We start from the raw sequence: 16,568 nt of genomic DNA on the forward strand, positions 1-16,568 counted from the left end.
CCTTTGCATCTCTTACCTGTGGACGATTAGATTGGTGCTCATGACACAGGCTCCCGCGCCCACCCAGGTCACCCGGCGACAGCACGATCGAGAGATCGTCGCGCTGGCCGTCCCGGCCTTCGGTGCACTCGTCGCCGAGCCGCTCTTCGTCATGGCCGACAGTGCGATCGTCGGCCACCTCGGTACGGCACAGCTCGCCGGCCTGGGCGTCGCCTCGGCCCTCCTCACCACAGCGGTCAGCGTCTTCGTCTTCCTCGCCTACGCCACCACCGCTGCCGTCGCCCGACGGGTCGGCGCCAACGACCTCCAGGCCGCGATCCGGCAAGGCATGGACGGCATCTGGCTGGCCCTTCTGCTCGGCGCCGCCGTCATTGCCGTCGTGCTGCCCGCGGCACCGGCCCTTGTGGAACTCTTCGGCGCCTCGGCCGACGCGGCCCCCTACGCGACCACCTACCTGCGGATCTCGTCTCTCGGCATCCCGGCCATGCTCGTCGTACTCGCCGCAACCGGTGTGCTGCGCGGGTTGCAGGACACCAAGACACCACTCCGCGTCGCCATCGCCGGCTTCGTCGCCAACGGCGCCCTCAACGCGGGCCTCGTCTACGGCGCAGGCCTCGGCATCGCCGGCTCCGCGTGGGGAACGGTCATCGCGCAGTGCGGCATGGCAGTCGTCTACCTCACCGTGGTCGTCCGCGGAGCCCGCAGACACGGCGCCTCCCTGCGTCCCGAGGCAGGGGGGATACGGGCCTCCGCACAAGCCGGGGTTCCCCTCCTGGTCCGCACACTGTCACTACGGGCGATCCTGATGATCGCCACAGCCGTCGCCGCCCGACTCGGCGACGCCGACATCGCCGCACACCAGATCATCCTCTCCCTCTGGAGTCTGCTCGCCTTCGCCCTCGACGCCATCGCCATCGCCGGTCAGGCCATCATCGGACGCCATCTCGGCGCCGAGGACAGCCAGGGTGCTCGCGATGCCTGCCGCCGCATGGTGCAGTGGGGAGTCGCGGTAGGTGTCGTCCTCGGTGTCCTGGTAGTGGTCGCCCGGCCGGTGTTCCTGCCGCTGTTCACCAGCGACAGCGTGGTGAAGGACGCCGCGTTGCCCGCCCTGCTCGTAGTGGCTCTCTCCCAGCCGATCTGCGGCGTCGTCTTCGTCCTGGACGGCGTCCTGATGGGAGCCGGTGACGGCCCCTACCTTGCCTGGGCCATGGTGCTCACCCTTGCTGTCTTCGCCCCGGTTGCGCTGCTGGTCCCAGCACTCGGCGGCGGCCTGACCGCGCTGTGGTCGGCGATGACGCTGATGATGACGGTGCGCATGCTGACCCTTTGGCTGCGGACCCAGTCGGGCCGCTGGATCGTCACCGGCGCCACCCGCTGACGTGTTTCACGTGAAACCGGCGTTTCACGTGAAACATGTGCTGTCCCGTACCGAACCGGAGCACGAAGAAGGGGCGGCACCCTACATGGGTGTCGCCCCTTCCCTCAGCCGTTCAAGCCGAGCGCGGCGATCAGGCCGCGACAACCTCGATGTTGACCTTGGCGGCAACCTCGGGGTGCAGACGCACCGACGTCTCGTGAGCGCCCAGCGTCTTGATCGGCGCGCCCAGCTCGATGCGGCGCTTGTCGACCTCGGGGCCACCGGAGGCCTTGATCGCCGAGGCGATGTCGGCCGGGGTGACGGAGCCGAAGAGACGACCGGCGTCGCCGGAGCGGACGGCCAGACGGACCTTGACGCCCTCGAGCTGGGCCTTCACCTGGTTGGCCTGCTCGATGGTCTGGATCTCGTGGATCTTGCGAGCACGACGGATCTGCTCGACGTCCTTCTCGCCACCCTTGGTCCAGCGGATAGCGAACTTCCGCGGGATCAGGTAGTTGCGAGCGTAACCGTCCTTGACGTCGACGACGTCGCCCGCGGCGCCGAGGCCGGAGACCTCGTGGGTGAGGATGATCTTCATGTTTCGGTCACCCTTCCCTTATCGCGCAGTGGAGGTGTAGGGCAGCAGCGCCATCTCACGGCTGTTCTTGACGGCCGTGGCGACGTCACGCTGGTGCTGCGTGCAGTTGCCGGTCACGCGGCGGGCACGGATCTTGCCGCGGTCGGAAATGAACTTCCGCAGCATGTTCGTGTCCTTGTAGTCCACGTACGTGACCTTGTCCTTGCAAAAAGCGCAGACCTTCTTCTTAGGCTTGCGCACAGGCGGCTTCGCCATGGTGTTTCTCCTGTGTGATCAAGAAGTTTGGGTACGACCCGCCCTCCGGCCGAAGGCCTAGAAGGGGGGCTCGTCCGAGTAGCCGCCGCCACCGCCGCCGGAGTTTCCACCCCAGCCGCCGCCACCGCCGCCCTGCTGGCCACCGGCGGGAGCGCCGGTCGCCCACGGGTCGTCGGCGGGAGCACCGCCGCCCTGCTGGCCGCCACCGGAGTTTCCACCCCAGCCGCCGCCACCCTGGCCGCCACCGCCGCCGTAACCGCCCTGGCCCTGCCCACCGCGGCCGGCGGTCTTGGTGACCTTGGCCGTGGCGTTGCGCAGGCTGGCGCCGACTTCCTCGACGTCCAGTTCGTAGACCGTGCGCTTGACGCCCTCACGGTCCTCGTAGGACCGCTGCTTCAGCCGGCCCTGCACGATGACGCGCATGCCTCGCTGGAGCGACTCGGCGACGTTCTCCGCCGCCTGACGCCAGACCGAGCAGGTCAGGAAGAGGCTTTCGCCGTCCTTCCACTCGTTCGTCTGACGGTCGAAGGTGCGGGGGGTGGACGCGACACGGAACTTCGCGACCGCCGCACCGGAAGGGGTGAAGCGCAGCTCGGGGTCATCGACAAGATTGCCGACGACCGTGATGACGGTCTCGCCTGCCATGGGGGAACCTCTCGGCGGGTTTGCTGCTGGCTGCTTGTGCTGCTACTCGAATCCCGGGATCAGCTGAGCGAGAGCTCAGTGGGTCTCGGGGCGGAGGACCTTGGTCCGGAGGACCGACTCGTTCAGGTTCATCTGGCGGTCGAGCTCCTTGACGACCGCAGGCTCGGCCTGCAGGTCGATGACCGAGTAGATGCCCTCGGGCTTCTTCTTGATCTCGTACGAGAGACGACGACGGCCCCAGGTGTCGACCTTCTCGACCTTGCCGTTGCCCTCACGGACGACGGAGAGGAAGTTCTCGATCAGGGGGGCGACAGCGCGCTCCTCCAGATCGGGGTCGAGGATGACCATCACCTCGTAGTGACGCATGTGGAACCCACCTCCTTTGGACTCAGCGGCCACGGTCGTTCCGTGGCAGGAGGGTCGTGATGCGTACGCAACGGTATCGGCCGCCACTGACAATCGGGGGTCGTCGAGCGACATCCCCGGTCTGGCCTGGACGGTTCCCTGGCTCTGCCTGGGCAGACACCGGTGCAGACGCTACAGACTACCTGCACACCCGCTTCCGGTTGAAATCCGGCCGCGTAGACCGTCAATCTGTACACATCGGGTGTGCATGGCGCTACGATGCGCCGTCTTCCGCAGGAGGTGCCCCAATGGCACAGGCATTGCGACCCAACACCGTCGGAGGCCTTTTCGCCACGGACGGAAAACCCCACCCCCTCCAGGACACACTGCTCGCGGTGACCCTGGTTGTCGGCGTGACGGCGTTCGTGACGGGCTTCTTCCACAACCTGCACCTGCTCAGCTCCTGGGCCGGCCTGGTGGGAATCATCACCGGCGCGTACGGCCAGTGGATCTCGGAGACGACCCGCGAGCGCTTCGGACTCATCCTGGGTCTGGGGGCCGCGGCAGTCGGCTTCTTCCTCGGCATGGCGCACGGCGGCCTCTTCGGTGGGGTCATCGGCTGAAGCCAGGGACACCGGCTCTCCAACCCCAGACAAAGCACCACTGAACGCCCTGGCCGCCAACAAGCCGGGGCGCAGGTTCCGTACGCCCAGTCGGGGCGCTCGCAAGGCGCAGTAGGCTTCGGCGCGAGAGCCGGAGCCCCTGTACCCATGGGGACACACCAGCCCGAGGAGCGCCCCGAATGAGCCTGACCCTGAGGACGATCAGCCGCGAGCAGCATCTGGCGTACATCCAGAGCCTGCCCTCGGCGAGCCACATGCAGGTTCCGGCCTGGGCCGACGTCAAGGCGGAGTGGCGCTCCGAGAGCCTCGGCTGGTTCGACGAGCGCACCGGCGAGATGGTCGGTGCGGGCCTCGTCCTCTACCGCCAACTGCCCAAGATCAAGCGCTACTTGGCCTATCTGCCCGAAGGTCCGGTCATCAACTGGTTCGCGCCGAATCTGACCGAGTGGCTGGAACCGATGCTCGCGCACCTCAAGCAGCAGGGTGCCTTCTCCGTGAAGATGGGCCCGCCGGTGATCATCCGGCGCTGGGAGGCGGGCTCGATCAAGCAGGGCATCCAGAGCCCGGACGTGAAGCGGCTGCGTGACATCGAGGCCGACTTCATCGAGCCGCGCGCCTTCGAGGTCGCCGACAAGCTGCGCCGCATGGGCTGGCAGCAGGGCGAGGACGGCGGGGCCGGCTTCGGTGACGTACAGCCCCGCTATGTCTTCCAGGTGCCGCTGGCGAACCGCTCCCTGGAAGAGGTCCACAAGAACTTCAACCAGCTGTGGCGCCGCAACATCAAGAAGGCCGAGAAGGCCGGCGTCGAGGTCGTCCAGGGCGGCTACCAGGACCTCGAGGAATGGCAGCGGCTGTACGAGATCACGGCCGTGCGTGACCATTTCCGGCCGCGCCCGCTGTCGTACTTCCAGCGCATGTGGACGGCCCTCAACACCGAGGACCCCAACCGCATGCGGCTGTACTTCGCCCGGCACAACGGGGTGAACCTGTCGGCCGCGACCATGCTGATCGTCGGCGGGCACGTCTGGTACTCCTACGGCGCCTCCGACAACATCGGCCGTGAGGTCCGGCCCTCGAACGCGATGCAGTGGCGGATGCTGCGTGACGCATACGCGCTCGGCGCGACCGTCTACGACCTGCGCGGCATCTCCGACTCCCTGGACGAGACCGACCACCTCTTCGGCCTGATCCAGTTCAAGGTGGGCACGGGCGGCCAGGCCGCCGAGTACCTCGGCGAGTGGGACTTCCCGCTCAACAAGCTGCTCCACAAGGCGCTCGACATCTACATGTCGCGCCGCTGAGCCCCGGCGGCCCCGGCCGCTCGCTTCGACAAGTACGACTGCTTCGTTCGCTTCCACATCTCTGATACACCGCAGCCACGAGAAAGGTTCCAGGTCCGGCCATGGCGCTCACGCTCTACGTCGACACCGCGCGCTGGCGGGCGCACCACAAGCACGTGCAGGAGCAGTTTCCGGGGCTCGTCCCGGTCTGCAAGGGCAACGGCTACGGCTTCGGGCACGAGCGGCTGGCGGAGGAGGCCACTCGGCTGGGCTCGGACGTCCTCGCCGTCGGCACGACGTACGAGGCCGCGCGCATCAAGGACTTCTTCGGTGGCGACCTGCTGGTGCTGACGCCGTACCGGCGCGGCGAGGAGCCCGTCCCGCTGCCCGACCGGGTCATCCGCTCGGTGTCGTCGGTGGACGGCGTGTACGGCCTCGTGGGAGCCCGTGTGGTCATCGAGGTGATGTCCTCGATGAAGCGGCACGGCATCAGCGCGCAGGACCTGCCGCAGCTGCACGCCGCCATTGAGAACGTCCGCCTCGAGGGCTTCGCCATCCACCTGCCGCTGGACCGCACGGACGGCTCCGACGCCGTCGAGGAGGTCATCGGCTGGATGGACCACCTGCGTGCCGCCCGCCTGCCCCTGCACACGATGTTCGTCAGCCACCTCAAGGCGGACGAACTCCACCGGCTGCAGCAGCAGTTCCCGCAGACGCGCTTCCGTGCCCGTATCGGCACCCGGCTGTGGCTGGGGGACCACGAGGCCACCGAGTACCGTGGCGCGGTCCTGGACGTCACGCGGGTCGCCAAGGGAGACCGTTTCGGCTACCGGCAGCAGAAGGCCGCCTCCGACGGCTTCCTGGTGGTCGTGGCGGGCGGAACGTCGCACGGGGTGGGTCTGGAGGCCCCGAAGGCGCTGCACGGCGTGATGCCGCGTGCCAAGGGCGTCGCACGGGCCGGCCTCGCCACGGTGAACCGGAACCTTTCTCCGTTCGTGTGGGGCGGCAAGCAGCGCTGGTTCGCGGAGCCGCCGCACATGCAGGTCTCCATCCTGTTCGTGCCGGCGGACGCACCGGAACCGAAGGTGGGCGAGGAGCTGGTTGCCCATCTGCGCCACACCACCACGCAGTTCGACCGCATCGTCGACCGCTGATCGAGAGCGCCGGCCAACCGAAAGGCCGTACACGGAAGCTCCGTGTACGGCCTTTTCGTGCGTCGGGTGAGGCCGCTCCATGGGTCGCCCACCCTCTCCGACAACTGTTCGCTCAGAGCGAACCATCCGTGGAAGATGCTGTTCCACGGCTGCCCCACTCCACCTGTGGTGGGTCGAAGTGGGCCGCGTGCCGCGGCGGATGGGCCGCAGCGCCGAGGGCGAAGACGTCCTCCGCGCCGTCGAGCACGCCCCCTGACGGGTCGTCGTCACCGGCCCGGCGCACCGGGTCCCGCTCCGGCATGAGGATGTCGCGCACGATCACGCCGCACAGGTAGAGCGTCCCCAGCAGATGCACGCCGATGCCCCAGTGGTAGCCGTCCTGGGGCAGCCCCTTGTGAGCGTCCCCGCTGGTCGTGTAGGCGAGATACAGCCAGATGCCCAGGAAGTACGCGACCTCGCACGCCTGCCAGATCAGGAAGTCCCGCCACTTCGGCCGGGCCAGCACGGCGAGCGGGACCAGCCACAGGACGTACTGCGGCGAGTAGACCTTGTTGGTGAGGATGAACGCCGCGACGATCAGGAAAGCGAGCTGGGCGAAGCGCGGACGGCGAGGAGCGGTCATGGTGAGCACGGCAAGACCCACGAAACACAGCACCACCAGTGCCGTGGCCAGATTGTTGACGGTGTCGGTGCTGAGCGGGTCGGTCGAGTTCTGAGCCATGATCAGCCAGAACGACCCGAAGTCCACGCCCCGGTCATGGCTGAACTTGTAGAACTGCGACCAGCCGTCCCAGGCGAAGAGCATCACCGGCAGATTCACGGCGAGCCATGCGACGACTGTTCCTGTCACAGCCTTGCCGAAGTCCCGCCACTTGCCCGCACGCCAGCACAGCAGGAACAGCGGGCCCAGCAGGAACACGGGATAGAGCTTGGCTGCCGTGGCCAGCCCCAGAAGGACGCCGAACGCGAGGGAGCGGCTCCGGGACCACATCAGCATCGCCGCGGCCGTCAGAGCGACCGCCAGCAGGTCCCAGTTGATGGTGGCGGTCAGCGCGAAGGCGGGCGCCAGGGCGACCAGCAGACCGTCCCAGGGGCGCCTGGCGTGCGTACGGGCCACGCAGACCGCGATGACGGCCGCGCACACCATCAGCATCCCGGCGTTGACCATCCAGTACCACTGCTCCTGGTCCTGGATGCTGCCGCTGCCCGGGGTGAGCCAGGAGGCGACCTCCATGAACACGCCGGTCAGCACGGGGTACTCGAGGTACGGCATGTCGCCGGACAGCTTGTCGAAGTACGGCACCAGCCCGTCGGCGAAACCGCGTCCCTGATAGAGATGCGGAATGTCCGAGTAGCACGCCTTCGTGTACTGCGAACTGGCGCCGAAGAACCAGGCGCCGTTGTAGCAGGGAGCCTTCTGGATCAGTCCGAGGGCGAACATGCCGATCGCCACGAGCACGACGACCCGCACGGGAGTCCACCAGGACGTACCGAGCAGCGCGCGCCGCCCGACGGGGCCGCCGATCAGCTCGCTTCCGGACGCGGCGACCTTGTCCTCCTTGGTCGGCCGCACCGGGTCCTGCTCGTGCACGCTCGCTTGCGTCGATTCTGCGCTGGGCATGGGGCACATCCTGCCGTAAGTGTCTGGGAATACGCCGAGGGCCGCCGCAACCACTCAGGTGCGGCGGCCCCTGTTTCACGTGAAACATCGGCATGTTTCACGTGAAACGCCCGTGTCGGATGCTGCGACGACTAGCCGGCCGGGCCTCCGAAGAGTCCTCCGTTGCCGTTGCCTCTGCTGTTGCCGGTCCCGGACGTCTCCGTGGCCGTCGGCGATGAGGTCACGCCTCCGTCGGTGCCGCCGGTGTCCGTACCGCCGGTGTCCGTGCACTGCCAGCTGAACTTGCAGGACTGGCTCGGTGAGGGAGACGGGCTCGTCAAGGTCTCACTGGGTGTCGGACTCGGCGACGGGCTCGTAAGGGTCGCACTGGGCGTCGGAACGGCCGTCGGACTGGGCGCTGCGTTGACGATCGTGCCAATCGGCTCCGGCGTCGGGAAGTCCTTCACCGGCTCGTTCTTCAGCGCCTCCGCCATGTAGTCGTGCCAGATTTCGGCCGGGAACGAGGCACCGTGGATCTTCTTCTGACCGCCCGTTCCATACATCTCCAGGAAGGTGCGGTTCTTCTCCGATTCGTCGTCGTTGTAGCGGAACATCGTGATCGACGTGGACAGCTGCGGGGTGTAGCCCACGAACCAGGCGGACTTGTTGCCGTCGGTGGTACCCGTCTTGCCCGCCACCTGCCGCCCGGGCAGTTGGGCGGCGGTACCCGTGCCCTTGTCGACCACGGTCTTCAGCACGTCGGTGACGTTGTCGGCGACCTTGGGTGTGAAGGCCTCGTGGGGCTTGTCCTCATGGGTGTAGATGGTGCCGTCCTTGCTCTCGACCTTCGTGACGGAGAACGGATCACGTTGCTCGCCACTGGCCGCGAAGGTGGCGTAGGCACCTGCCATGCGGATCGCACTCGGGTCGGAGATACCGATCGAGAAGGACGGGTAGCTGGTGCCGGCCAGGCTGTTCTCCTTGAGACCGGCGTCCATGGCCGCCTCCTTCACCTTGTCCAGCCCGACGTCCATTCCGAGCTGCACATAGGCGGAGTTCACCGACTCCCGCATCGCCTCACGCAGGTCGATCTGGTACTTGGGCGGACTGCCGTACGACTCGTTGCCGTCGTTGGTCTGCCGCCACCCATCCGGTTCCTTCTCGCTCCTCCAGACCGTCTTGTCGTAGTCCAAGATCTTGAGCTTGTTCTTACCGCTGTACAGGCTCTTCGGAGAGACCGGGGTGCGTTCGTCCTGCGCCTGCTCAGGGCCGAGGCTGCTGTCCCTCACGCCCCACTTCATCGCCGCCGCCAGCACGAACGGCTTGAACGTCGAACCGACCTGGGCGCCGGTGACGTCGGCGTTGTTGGTGAAGTGCTTGGTCGCGTCCTCACCGCCGTAGATGGCCTTGATGGCACCGGTCGTCGGATCCACGGAAGCACCGCCGAACTGGACGTGTGTGTCCGTGTTGGGGCGTTGCTTGGGTTTGATGTTGGTCTTCTGGACGTTCTTGACCGAGGCCTCGAGCTCCTTGACCTTCTTCTTGTCGAAGGTCGTGTAGATCGAGTAGCCACCCCGCTGCAGGTCGTTGGCGGTGATGTTGGTGTTGTTGATCAGATACGCCTTGGCCAGGTCCACGAGGTAGCCGACCTGGCCGGCGAGCTGGGTGTTCGACCGCGGGTTCTTCACATCGGGGAGCCTGGTGTACTTCGCACGCGTCGCCGCGTCCAGGTGGTGGTACTGGACCATCTTGTCGAGGGTGTTCTGCATCTGGCGCAGCGCACGCCTGCTGTTGTTCTGAGGGGTGGCCGCCGGGTCGATGGAGGTGGCGCCCGCCGGGTCGTAGTACGTGGCGCCCTTGAGCATCGCCGCCAGGAACGCGCACTCGCCCGGGTTCAGTTTGACGGAGTCCTTGTTGAAGTACGCGCGGGCGGCCGCCTGGATACCGTAGGCGTTGCGCCCGTAGTACGCGGAGTTCAGGTAGCCCTGCATGATCTTGTCCTTGGAGACCGTGGCGCCCACCTTTATCGAGATGAAGATCTCCTTGAACTTACGCGTGATCGTCTGGGACTGGTCGTCCAACCGCGCGTTCTTGACGTACTGCTGGGTGATGGTGGAGCCACCCTGCGTCTCGCCGCCACGGGCCATGTTGAACACGGCGCGGGCGATACCCTTCGGGTCGATGCCGCTGTCGGTGTAGAAGGTCTTGTTCTCCTGCGAGATGACGGCGTACTGCATCGCCTTGGGGATCTGCGAGAGGTTGACGATCTGGCGGTTCGTCTCACCGCCCGTGGCGACCATCTCGCTCTTGTCGGACCAGTAGAAGACGTTGTTCTGGGCCGTCGCGGTGTCGGCCTCGTTCGGGACGCTCACCATGGCGTACCCGATGCCCGCCACGGCCACCAGGCTTCCGAGGAACCCGATGAACAGGCCTGCCACCAGCTTCCAGGACGGCACCCAGCGGGCCACGCCGTACTTGCCCGCGCGCGGATAGTCGATCAGGCGCTTCCTGCCGGGATCGGGTGCTCGCCCTCTGCCCCGCCCGGGCCCGCCGGGCGGCGCGCCGCGTCGACCTCCGCGGCCCGGCTCGGCCGCTCTGCGGCGGCCGCCTCCAGATCTCTGTGCCGCGCGGCGGGCTTCGGCGCGGCCGCCGTACGACCGCTCCTCGTCAGTCGACCCCTGGCCCAGTCCGTAATCGGCCGGGGACCCGGTTGCGCCTCGCGGTGCCGCGCGGCGGCCGGAGGACGAGCCGGACTGGCCGCGTCGGGCCGCGGCACGTCCGCCTCCCTGCGGCTGCGGCGGTTTGCGACGGTGCTCGCTCATCGAACGACTACTCCTCGGGCAGGCGCACCCTTGCGCGCCTGGAAACGGCGGCTGGTTTCCGGTCCCCCCGAAGTACGGATGTGGTCGATCCCGCATTCATCCGTACTGCGCCGGGAGCCGTGACATCCCCTGGCGTCACTCGGCTCCCGGTGGATTGCATGCCGCACAGACTACGCACCGCCAAAACCCACTGAGCCCCAGAGTTCACCCCAAATCAGGCAACTTGCCTCGGATGAATAAGTGATGTGATCCCGTTCACCGTCTCCCCACTTGTCGCATCCGGAAGGCCGTTCTATCGTCGTGATGTATCGAGTCGATACATCGGTGCGAGATAAGGCAGGGAGGCGAGCGGATGAGCCGGCGTTCCGGGATCCTTGAGTTCGCCGTACTCGGCCTGCTCCGCGAGTCCCCGATGCACGGCTATGAGCTGCGGAAACGACTCAATACGTCACTGGGCGTGTTCCGTGCGTTCAGCTACGGAACGCTCTATCCCTGCCTCAAGACGCTGGTCGCCAACGGCTGGTTGATCGAAGAGCCGGGACACACCCCCGAGGACGCCCTCGCGGCGCCGCTCGCCGGGCGTCGCGCCAAGATCGTCTACCGGTTGACGGCGGAAGGTAAGGAGCACTTCGAGGAGTTGCTCTCACAAACGGGCCCCGACGCGTACGAGGACGAGCACTTCGCCGCCCGTTTCGCCTTCTTCGGGCAGACGTCGCGCGATGTGCGCATGCGCGTGCTGGAGGGCCGCCGCAGCCGGCTGGAGGAGCGCCTGGAGAAGATGCGCGCCTCCCTGGCGCGCACCCGGGAGCGCCTCGACGACTACACGCTTGAGCTCCAGCGCCACGGGATGGAGTCCGTGGAGCGCGAAGTGCGCTGGCTGAACGAGCTCATCGAGAGCGAGCGGGCCGGACGGGACCTGAAGGGTCCCGCCTCCGGGGGGTCCGCTCAGCAGAACAACACATCTGGAGCGCCGGGCGTCCTGCCCCGTCCCGGGGACACCCCCGGGACGGATACGCCCGACGACACCGCCACGTGAGAGTCCAGTCAGGGCCTCACTCGTACACACAGGGAGCAACCGGAATGGGTTCGGTTCGCGTAGCCATCGTCGGTGTGGGCAACTGCGCCGCGTCACTGGTTCAGGGAGTCGAGTACTACAAGGACGCCGACCCGGCGTCCAAGGTCCCCGGCCTGATGCACGTCCAGTTCGGCGACTACCACGTCCGTGACGTCGAGTTCGTCGCCGCCTTCGACGTCGACGCGAAGAAGGTCGGCCTCGACCTCGCGGACGCCATCGGGGCCTCCGAGAACAACACCATCAAGATCTGCGACGTGCCCACTTCCGGTGTCACCGTCCAGCGCGGCCACACCCTCGACGGTCTCGGCAAGTACTACCGCCAGACCATCGAGGAGTCCGACGCCGAGCCCGTCGACGTCGTCCAGGTCCTCAAGGACAAGCAGGTCGACGTGCTCGTCTGCTACCTGCCCGTGGGCTCCGAGGACGCGGCGAAGTTCTACGCCCAGTGCGCCATCGACGCCAAGGTCGCCTTCGTCAACGCCCTTCCGGTCTTCATCGCCGGCACCAAGGAGTGGGCGGACAAGTTCACCGAGGCGGGCGTCCCGATCGTCGGTGACGACATCAAGTCGCAGGTCGGCGCCACCATCACGCACCGCGTCATGGCGAAGCTGTTCGAGGACCGGGGCGTCATCCTGGACCGCACGATGCAGCTGAACGTCGGCGGCAACATGGACTTCAAGAACATGCTCGAGCGCGAGCGCCTGGAGTCCAAGAAGATCTCCAAGACGCAGGCCGTCACCTCCCAGATCCCCGACCGGGACCTCGGCGAGAAGAACGTCCACATCGGCCCGTCCGACTACGTGGCCTGGCTGGACGACCGCAAGTGGGCCTACGTCCGCCTCGAGGGCCGCGCCTTCGGTGACGTCCCGCTGAACCTGGAGTACAAGCTGGAGGTCTGGGACTCCCCGAACTCCGCGGGTGTCATCATCGACGCCCTGCGCGCCGCGAAGATCGCCAAGGACCGCGGCATCGGCGGCCCGATCCTGTCGGCCTCCAGCTACTTCATGAAGTCCCCGCCGGTCCAGTACTTCGACGACGAGGCCCGCGAGAACGTCGAGAAGTTCATCAAGGGTGAAGTCGAGCGCTAAGCGCTGACACAACTGCTCCTGCCAGGGCGTCGAGGGTCCCCGGGTTGCCCGCCCGGGGACCCTCCCCGTATGTGAGGCTGTGCCCCATGGCCGTCGTCCGTGATCTGCGCACTCTTCTGCGCTTCGCGAACTTCCGGCGTCTGCTCGCCGTACGCCTGCTCTCCCAGGGCGCCGACGGCGTCTACCAGGTCGCACTCGCCGCCTACGTCGTCTTCTCGCCGGAGAAACAGACCTCGGCCACCGCGATCGCCTCCGCCATGGCGGTCCTGCTGCTCCCGTACTCCCTGGTGGGCCCCTTCGCCGGCGTCCTGCTGGACCGCTGGCGCCGCCGCCAGGTCTTCCTCCATGGCAACCTGCTGCGCGCCCTGCTGGCTTCGGCGACAGCTCTTCTGATCCTCGGTCACGCCCCGGACTGGCTCTTCTACATCTCCGCGCTCTGCGTGACCGCGGTCAACCGCTTCGTCCTCGCGGGGCTGTCCGCCGCGCTGCCGCGCGTCGTCGACGCCGAGCGGCTGGTGATGGCCAACTCCCTTTCCCCGACCGCCGGTACGCTCGCCGCGACCGCGGGCGGCGGTCTCGCCTTCGTCGTACGGCTGGTGGCGGCGGACTCCGACGCCGCCGTGGTCCTGCTGGGCGCCTTCCTGTACCTGTGTGCGGCGCTCGCGTCACTGCGCCTGGCACCGGAACTGCTGGGGCCGGAAGCCGAGTTGGTGCAGCCGAGCCTGGCCGCGGCAGTCACCGGCACGGCCCGCGACCTGACGGCAGGTGTACGACACCTCGCCGCACCGACGCGCCGGGAGGCGGCCTGGGCACTCGTCACGATGACCCTGATGCGGTTCTGCTACGGCGCGCTGCTGGTCATGCTGCTGATGCTGTGCCGGTACACCTTCGCCTCGACCACCGATGACGGACTGCGCCTGCTGGGGCTGGCGTTGGGGACTTCCGCCGCCGGTTTCTTCGCTGCGGCCGTGGTGACGCCCTGGGCTGCCGGGCGCCTCGGGCCGGGGCGCTGGATCGTGGTGTGCGCCGGGGCGGCCGCCGTCCTGGAACCTGCCCTCGGTCTTCCGTTCGCCACGGCACCGATGCTGGTCGCGACGTTCGTCCTCGGCCTCACCACCCAGGGCGCGAAGATCGCGACAGACACGCTCGTGCAGTCCTCTGTGGACGACGGTTTCCGGGGCCGGATCTTCTCCGTCTACGACGTCCTGTTCAACGTCGCCTTCGTCGGCGCCGCGGCGGTGGCCGCACTGATGCTGCCGCCGGACGGCCGCTCCGTGCCGCTGGTGGTCACAGTCGCCGTTGTCTACGGGGTGGTTGCTGCGGCTATGGCCCGCTTCGAGCGCCGGTAAGTGTCACATCAAGGCCACAGAGTCCCTTCTGGTTACAGAAGTGTCAGTGGCAGCCGATAACTTACCGGGGTCTTACGCGGCTCTTATGCAGTCCGCTCACCAACTCGTCAGGGGGACCCTCAAGTGACCACTCCGCCCCAGGGCCAGAACCCGTTCGCACAGGGCCAGCAGCCTTACGGCCAGCCCCAGGGCCAGGCACCGTACCCGCCGCAGGGCTCGGCGCCGTATCCGCCCCAGGGCGGCTACCCGCAGCAGCCGGGTCAGCCGGGGTTCCCGCCGCCGTACGCCGCGGTTCCGCCTCAGCCCAGCCGCAAGTTCAGCCCCAGGGCAATCAAGAACATCGTCATCATCGCCGTGGTGGCCTGCCTCGCCATCGGCGGCTACATAGCCAGCCGGAACGACGCCGACACGGCCAAGGTCGGCGACTGCATGCACCGCGGCAGCACCAACGACAACAACCCGGACCTCGAGGTCGTGAAGTGCGACTCGTCGCAGGCCCAGTACATCGTGCTGGCCAAGGTCAACGGCAATTACACGGAGACCGAGGCCCAGACCAAGTGCCTCAAAGCCGCCAAGGACTTCCAGTACTCGTACACCGAGAGCAGCGACAGCAACGACTTCCTGCTCTGCCTGAAGGACTACAAGAAGTAGAACAGACGCACGGTGGGGCGGTGTTTCACGTGAAACACCGCCCCACCGCGTATCCCGGGGTCATGTTTCACGTGAAACATGACCCCGGTTTCACGACCTCAGCTCTGCTCAGCCCACCATTCCTTGAGCGCCGCCACCGCCGCATCATGCTCCATCGGCCCGTTCTCCAGCCGAAGCTCCAACAGGAACTTGTACGCCTGACCGATGGCCGGCCCCGGACCGATACCCAGGATCTCCATGATCTGGTTCCCGTCGAGGTCGGGACGGATCGCGTCCAGCTCCTCCTGCTCCTGGAGCTGGGCGATGCGCTCCTCCAGACCGTCGTACGCCCGCGACAGCGCCGCCGCCTTGCGCTTGTTCCGCGTCGTGCAGTCCGAGCGGGTCAGCTTGTGGAGGCGGTCGAGGAGCGGGCCGGCGTCACGGACGTAGCGGCGGACCGCCGAGTCCGTCCACTCACCGGTGCCGTAGCCGTGGAACCGCAGGTGGAGTTCGACCAGCCGTGAGACGTCCTTCACCAGCTCGTTGGAGTACTTGAGAGCCGTCATGCGCTTCTTGGTCATCTTCGCGCCGACCACCTCGTGGTGGTGGAACGAGACCCGGCCGTCCTGCTCGAACCGGCGGGTGCGCGGCTTGCCGATGTCGTGCAGCAGCGCGGCCAGGCGAAGAGTCAGGTCGGGGCCGTTCTCCTCCAGCGCGATCGCCTGTTCCAGGACGATCAGCGTGTGCTCGTAGACGTCCTTGTGCCGATGGTGCTCGTCACGCTCCAGCCGCAGGGCCGGAAGCTCGGGCAGCACATGGTCCGCGAGACCGGTCTCGACCAGCAGCGTCAGACCCTTGCGCGGGTTCGCGGACAGGATCAGCTTGTTCAGCTCGTCCCGTACCCGCTCGGCCGAGACGATCTCGATGCGGCCGGCCATCTCCTTCATGGCCGTCACGACCTCTGGAGCCACCTCGAAGTCGAGCTGCGCGGCGAAGCGTGCGGCCCGCATCATCCGCAGCGGATCGTCGGAGAACGACGCCTCGGGAGTGCCGGGGGTGCGCAGCACGCGCGCGGCGAGATCGTCCCGTCCGCCGTGCGGGTCGATGAACTTCTTCTCCGGGAGGGCGAGGGCCATCGCGTTGACGGTGAAGTCGCGCCGGACGAGGTCTTCCTCGATGGAGTCGCCGTACGACACCTCGGGCTTGCGCGAGGTGCGGTCGTAGGCCTCCGACCGGTAAGTCGTCACCTCGATCTGGAAGTGCTTGTCAGCGTCTGCGACGCGGGCGTTCTTCTGAGCTCCGACCGTCCCGAAGGCGATCCCCACCTCCCACACGGCGTCCGCCCACGGACGGACGATCTTGAGGACGTCCTCGGGGCGTGCGTCGGTCGTGAAGTCGAGGTCGTTGCCGAGCCGGCCGAGCAACGCGTCCCGGACCGAGCCGCCGACCAGGGCGAGCGAGAACCCGGCCGCCTGGAAACGGCGGGCGAGGTCGTCGGCGACAGGATCCACCCGCAGCGGTTCGCTCGGCACGCGGTGCGGCTCCTGGCTCGGGGCACTGAGGTTGGCTTCGTTGGCGTTCGGCACAACAGAAGAGGGTACGTGGCCCGGGCGCCCGCAAGCGCCTCCATTAAGCGTCCACGGACACCGAAGGAGATACGTACGCAAGCGATGCTCTTGGGGTGCACACGCTGCGTTTCCCTTTATACATGTAGATAAAGGACAGGTCGGTCTCGCTCCCTGATCTT

Annotated in this window: 15 protein-coding genes; 8 read left to right on the plus strand and 7 right to left on the minus strand. The window is 67.3% G+C overall.

Annotated elements, in window-relative coordinates; genetic code table 11:
• The first annotated feature begins 40 nt into the window (after positions 1–40).
• A complete protein-coding gene (locus ABT254_RS22865; protein ID WP_351473011.1) occupies positions 41–1,378 on the plus strand; it encodes an MATE family efflux transporter in 1,338 nt (445 codons plus the stop codon).
• Between the two features lie 130 nt (positions 1,379–1,508).
• Here the strand turns inward: ABT254_RS22865 and rplI are convergent, their stop codons facing one another.
• From rplI to rpsF, 4 genes are all read right to left on the minus strand, one after another.
• Positions 1,509–1,955 (minus strand): 50S ribosomal protein L9, encoded by a 447-nt coding sequence (gene rplI / locus ABT254_RS22870; protein ID WP_030938854.1) that lies wholly within the window; start codon positions 1,953–1,955, stop codon positions 1,509–1,511.
• 18 nt (positions 1,956–1,973) lie between these two features.
• Positions 1,974–2,210 carry a 30S ribosomal protein S18 gene (gene rpsR, locus ABT254_RS22875; RefSeq protein WP_003949403.1) on the minus strand — a complete coding sequence of 79 codons (237 nt, stop codon included), beginning with the start codon at positions 2,208–2,210 and terminating at the stop codon, positions 1,974–1,976.
• A gap of 57 nt (positions 2,211–2,267) precedes the next feature.
• Positions 2,268–2,855 (minus strand): single-stranded DNA-binding protein, encoded by a 588-nt coding sequence (locus ABT254_RS22880; protein ID WP_351473015.1) that lies wholly within the window; start codon positions 2,853–2,855, stop codon positions 2,268–2,270.
• A 75-nt stretch (positions 2,856–2,930) separates the two neighbouring features.
• Positions 2,931–3,221 carry a 30S ribosomal protein S6 gene (gene rpsF / locus ABT254_RS22885; RefSeq protein WP_005482942.1) on the minus strand — a complete coding sequence of 97 codons (291 nt, stop codon included), beginning with the start codon at positions 3,219–3,221 and terminating at the stop codon, positions 2,931–2,933.
• A 287-nt stretch (positions 3,222–3,508) separates the two neighbouring features.
• Between rpsF and ABT254_RS22890 the strand changes: the two genes are divergently transcribed.
• From ABT254_RS22890 to ABT254_RS22900, 3 genes are all read left to right on the plus strand, one after another.
• Positions 3,509–3,823, plus strand: a complete 315-nt coding sequence (locus ABT254_RS22890) for a hypothetical protein (RefSeq protein ID WP_351473018.1) — start codon at positions 3,509–3,511, stop codon at positions 3,821–3,823.
• 179 nt (positions 3,824–4,002) lie between these two features.
• Complete coding sequence (gene femX / locus ABT254_RS22895; RefSeq protein WP_115907084.1) at positions 4,003–5,124, plus strand: peptidoglycan bridge formation glycyltransferase FemX; 1,122 nt, start codon at positions 4,003–4,005, stop codon at positions 5,122–5,124.
• Between the two features lie 101 nt (positions 5,125–5,225).
• On the plus strand, positions 5,226–6,257 hold the full coding sequence (locus ABT254_RS22900; protein ID WP_030938869.1) for an alanine racemase: 1,032 nt from the start codon (positions 5,226–5,228) through the stop codon (positions 6,255–6,257).
• A gap of 112 nt (positions 6,258–6,369) precedes the next feature.
• On the opposite strand, the gene ABT254_RS22905 is transcribed toward ABT254_RS22900, so the two are convergent.
• Positions 6,370–7,878, minus strand: a complete 1,509-nt coding sequence (locus ABT254_RS22905; RefSeq protein WP_351473023.1) for a glycosyltransferase family 87 protein — start codon at positions 7,876–7,878, stop codon at positions 6,370–6,372.
• Between the two features lie 131 nt (positions 7,879–8,009).
• Positions 8,010–10,679: a transglycosylase domain-containing protein gene (locus tag ABT254_RS22910; protein WP_351473026.1), complete on the minus strand. Its 2,670-nt coding sequence runs from the start codon at positions 10,677–10,679 to the stop codon at positions 8,010–8,012.
• A 352-nt stretch (positions 10,680–11,031) separates the two neighbouring features.
• On the opposite strand from ABT254_RS22910, the gene ABT254_RS22915 reads away from it, so the two are divergent.
• From ABT254_RS22915 to ABT254_RS22930, 4 genes are all read left to right on the plus strand, one after another.
• Positions 11,032–11,715 (plus strand): helix-turn-helix transcriptional regulator, encoded by a 684-nt coding sequence (locus ABT254_RS22915; protein ID WP_099930059.1) that lies wholly within the window; start codon positions 11,032–11,034, stop codon positions 11,713–11,715.
• Positions 11,716–11,759: 44 nt separating this feature from the next.
• Complete coding sequence (locus ABT254_RS22920) at positions 11,760–12,842, plus strand: inositol-3-phosphate synthase (protein ID WP_351473029.1); 1,083 nt, start codon at positions 11,760–11,762, stop codon at positions 12,840–12,842.
• Positions 12,843–12,928: 86 nt separating this feature from the next.
• Entirely contained in the window at positions 12,929–14,191 is a 1,263-nt protein-coding gene (locus ABT254_RS22925; protein WP_351473032.1) for an MFS transporter, read from the plus strand.
• Positions 14,192–14,314: 123 nt separating this feature from the next.
• The gene (locus tag ABT254_RS22930) at positions 14,315–14,842 is read left to right on the plus strand and encodes an LppU/SCO3897 family protein (protein ID WP_351473034.1); all 528 of its coding nucleotides are present in this window, start codon (positions 14,315–14,317) and stop codon (positions 14,840–14,842) included.
• A gap of 98 nt (positions 14,843–14,940) precedes the next feature.
• Here the strand turns inward: ABT254_RS22930 and ABT254_RS22935 are convergent, their stop codons facing one another.
• Positions 14,941–16,407, minus strand: coding sequence for a CCA tRNA nucleotidyltransferase (locus tag ABT254_RS22935; RefSeq protein ID WP_351473036.1), 1,467 nt, complete (start codon positions 16,405–16,407; stop codon positions 14,941–14,943).
• Positions 16,408–16,568: the final 161 nt, after the last annotated feature.

Origin of the sequence: Streptomyces sp. NPDC001137 (assembly GCF_040298885.1) — a bacterium.
Classification (GTDB): domain Bacteria; phylum Actinomycetota; class Actinomycetes; order Streptomycetales; family Streptomycetaceae; genus Streptomyces.

Excerpts from the sequence above, each read along its gene's own strand:
- ABT254_RS22865 (WP_351473011.1), top strand. The coding sequence starts at position 41 with ATGACACAGGCTCCCGCGCCCACCCAGGTCACCCGGCGACAGCACGAT.
- rplI (WP_030938854.1), bottom strand. The coding sequence starts at position 1,955 with ATGAAGATCATCCTCACCCACGAGGTCTCCGGCCTCGGCGCCGCGGGC.
- rpsR (WP_003949403.1), bottom strand. The coding sequence starts at position 2,210 with ATGGCGAAGCCGCCTGTGCGCAAGCCTAAGAAGAAGGTCTGCGCTTTT.
- ABT254_RS22880 (WP_351473015.1), bottom strand. The coding sequence starts at position 2,855 with ATGGCAGGCGAGACCGTCATCACGGTCGTCGGCAATCTTGTCGATGAC.
- rpsF (WP_005482942.1), bottom strand. The coding sequence starts at position 3,221 with ATGCGTCACTACGAGGTGATGGTCATCCTCGACCCCGATCTGGAGGAG.
- ABT254_RS22890 (WP_351473018.1), top strand. The coding sequence starts at position 3,509 with ATGGCACAGGCATTGCGACCCAACACCGTCGGAGGCCTTTTCGCCACG.
- femX (WP_115907084.1), top strand. The coding sequence starts at position 4,003 with ATGAGCCTGACCCTGAGGACGATCAGCCGCGAGCAGCATCTGGCGTAC.
- ABT254_RS22900 (WP_030938869.1), top strand. The coding sequence starts at position 5,226 with ATGGCGCTCACGCTCTACGTCGACACCGCGCGCTGGCGGGCGCACCAC.
- ABT254_RS22905 (WP_351473023.1), bottom strand. The coding sequence starts at position 7,878 with ATGCCCAGCGCAGAATCGACGCAAGCGAGCGTGCACGAGCAGGACCCG.
- ABT254_RS22910 (WP_351473026.1), bottom strand. The coding sequence starts at position 10,679 with ATGAGCGAGCACCGTCGCAAACCGCCGCAGCCGCAGGGAGGCGGACGT.
- ABT254_RS22915 (WP_099930059.1), top strand. The coding sequence starts at position 11,032 with ATGAGCCGGCGTTCCGGGATCCTTGAGTTCGCCGTACTCGGCCTGCTC.
- ABT254_RS22920 (WP_351473029.1), top strand. The coding sequence starts at position 11,760 with ATGGGTTCGGTTCGCGTAGCCATCGTCGGTGTGGGCAACTGCGCCGCG.
- ABT254_RS22925 (WP_351473032.1), top strand. The coding sequence starts at position 12,929 with ATGGCCGTCGTCCGTGATCTGCGCACTCTTCTGCGCTTCGCGAACTTC.